The sequence below is a fragment of the Pseudoalteromonas luteoviolacea NCIMB 1942 genome (assembly GCF_001625595.1).
GTDB classification, from domain to species: Bacteria; Pseudomonadota; Gammaproteobacteria; order Enterobacterales; family Alteromonadaceae; genus Pseudoalteromonas; species Pseudoalteromonas luteoviolacea_A.
In genome coordinates this window covers 1-2231 of the sequence record NZ_AUXT01000009.1, presented here as the reverse complement: position 1 = coordinate 2231, position 2231 = coordinate 1, and the positions used below count along the sequence as shown (strand labels likewise).

At 49.3% G+C, this 2231-nt stretch carries 3 protein-coding genes; all 3 read right to left on the bottom strand.

Going from position 1 to position 2231, the window contains the following annotated elements; genetic code table 11:
• Positions 1-1425 (bottom strand): IS66 family transposase (gene tnpC, locus N482_RS01325; RefSeq protein WP_063375374.1); only part of this gene is annotated, 1425 nt, incomplete at its 3' end.
• A gap of 80 nt (positions 1426-1505) precedes the next feature.
• Positions 1506-1850: an IS66 family insertion sequence element accessory protein TnpB gene (gene tnpB / locus N482_RS01320; protein ID WP_063375373.1), complete on the bottom strand. Its 345-nt coding sequence runs from the start codon at positions 1848-1850 to the stop codon at positions 1506-1508.
• Positions 1847-2149, bottom strand: a complete 303-nt coding sequence (gene tnpA / locus N482_RS01315) for an IS66 family insertion sequence element accessory protein TnpA (RefSeq protein ID WP_063375372.1) — start codon at positions 2147-2149, stop codon at positions 1847-1849. The genes tnpB and tnpA overlap by 4 nt, the downstream gene beginning before the upstream one ends.
• Between the last annotated feature and the right edge of the window lie 82 nt (positions 2150-2231).

Here is a 2231-nt window from a genome sequence, read left to right as displayed (position 1 = left end):
GTTTAAACAGTGCATCATATAGTCGAATGGCGTCAGGCCGTTGGCTCTGGCTGTTTCTATTACACTATAGAGGATTGCGCTACTCTCTGCACCGCTTGTGGTGAAGCTAAACAGCCAGTTTTTTCGCCCTATGACGAACGGTTTGATAGCGCGCTCTGCCCGGTTGTTGTCTATCTTTAGATGTCCGTCATCTAGGTAGCGAATGAGTTTCGGCCATTGCCTTAGCGTGTAGTGGACAGCCTCGCCCAGCTTCGATTTGGGGACCACCGTTTGCGCTGACTTGTCCAGCCAGGTTTTGAACTGTGTCAGTAACTGGGCACTTTGCTGCGCCCTTGCAGCCTGGTGCGCCTCTGTGCTTGCTGTTTTACATGCAGTTTCAACCCGATATAATTTTTGAATCTGGTTGAGCGCCCAGTCCGCCTTACCTGTTTTGCCTTTGGCTTGTGCGTCTGCGGCTTCTTTGAACTTGCGCCTTGCGTGCGCCCAGCAGCCAACAAGGGTTGCTTGTGTTTGCTCGTAGCCTGCATAACCATCTACTTGCAAGTAGCCGTCGTAGCCTTGTAAAAAGTCCACCGGACAGCGACCAGCACGGCTATTCTGATAGTCGAACAGCGCAATATTGCGGATGTGTGACTCCGGCGCAGGCGAATCCGTGCCGCTGCAATACAGCCACATGTAACTGGTTTGTTTGTCTTCTTTCACCACCTTAACCGTGGTTTCATCGCCATGCAGTACCGGTTGCTGTAGTAACACGTCATGCAGCCTGTCGTAGAGTGGTTTGAATAAACTGGCACAGCGGATCATCCAGTCTGCCATGGTACGCCTTCCCAGCGCGATACCATATTGTTTGAACAGGCTTTCCTGACGATACAGCGGTAAACCGTACTGATATTTGCTGGTGATGATCTGGCTGAGCAAACTGGCCGTGGCTATTCCTTTTGGAATGGGGCTCGCTGGGACAGGCGCTTGCACTATCCTGACCTGGGTTTGCGTTTTTTCACACTGTCGGCAACTATATTTTGGCCTGACATGTTCAATAACTTTCACCTGGGCCGGGATAAATTTCAGCTTCTCGCTCACATCCTCGCCCATTTTGTGCAGCTCACCGCCACAGCAATCACACTGTTTGTTGTCGATGTCATGGACAACACGCTCGCGGGGGAGGTCTTTTGGCAGAGGCTGACGCGTTGGCTTTTTACGCTGATACTCGATGGTTGCAACGTCTTGCTCGAGCTCCTTTTCAACCAGCGTTTCGGCTTCATTGAACAAGTCAGCTTGCGCCGGATGCGACTCACTGCTGGCTCCGAAGCGTTTTTGCTGGGCCAGTCTGAATTGTTCTTCGAGGTAGTTATTACGCGCCTGAAGCTGAGAAATGATCTGCTTCAACAGCTGAGGGTCATCAGGCAGTGTGTTAATCTCTTTCATACAATCTACTTTACCAGTAGATTAACCGCCTTTAAATTAATAGCTTAGATTATTTTTCGATCAAAAAGTCGCTGTTATGATCATACGTTATAACCATAACTGAGCGGCTTATGGGCAATGACGGACAAGCCTGACAGTAGCCATTGCCACTGCTCGGCAGTCAGCGTAATGACGTCATCGTCTTCTTTGTCTGGCCATTTAAACTTGTCTTTTTCGAGGCGTTTGTACCACAGTGCAAAACCGGTTTTATCCCAATACAGCACCTTCAGCTTGTCCTTATTTTTATTGCAAAAGGCAAAGACGTTACCCGTCATTGCGGACGTTGCCATTGCTTGCTCAACAATCGCCGCAAGTCCATTGATGGATTTACGAAAGTCTACCGGCTGGCGATGCAAGTAAACCGCTTCATTTTGCCAGCAGATCATGACAGTGCCTTCAGCAATGCAGCGAGCCAAAAGGTATCTGTTGTTGATGGCAGCAATACCGTGCTCTGGCCATGTTTGAGTTGAAACAACTCAGGTGGGGAACCTGACTCAGGTGCAGCAGGCTTAGCGGCGACAAAAGTTGACTGAGGAGGTGTTTGCTTGCGAATTCTGCTTCGGCGGTTATAAAAAGATTTGGTACTGAGGTTGTGTTGCGTACAGAAGTCACTAACAGACAACCCACTGAGTTCCTGCTGTTTAATAAGTTGCAGCCATTGCTCTGCGGTCTTGTGTTTAGGCATGATTAGCTCCGAGTTGAAATCAGAGCTTTACTCTATAAGCTGAGCATATTCGGTAGCTAGGTGTGGTTTAGGCGACGCTTAC

Coding starts and splice junctions, on each gene's coding strand:
- tnpB (WP_063375373.1), bottom strand. CDS start 1,850: ATGATCTGCTGGCAAAATGAAGCGGTTTACTTGCATCGCCAGCCGGTA.
- tnpA (WP_063375372.1), bottom strand. CDS start 2,149: ATGCCTAAACACAAGACCGCAGAGCAATGGCTGCAACTTATTAAACAG.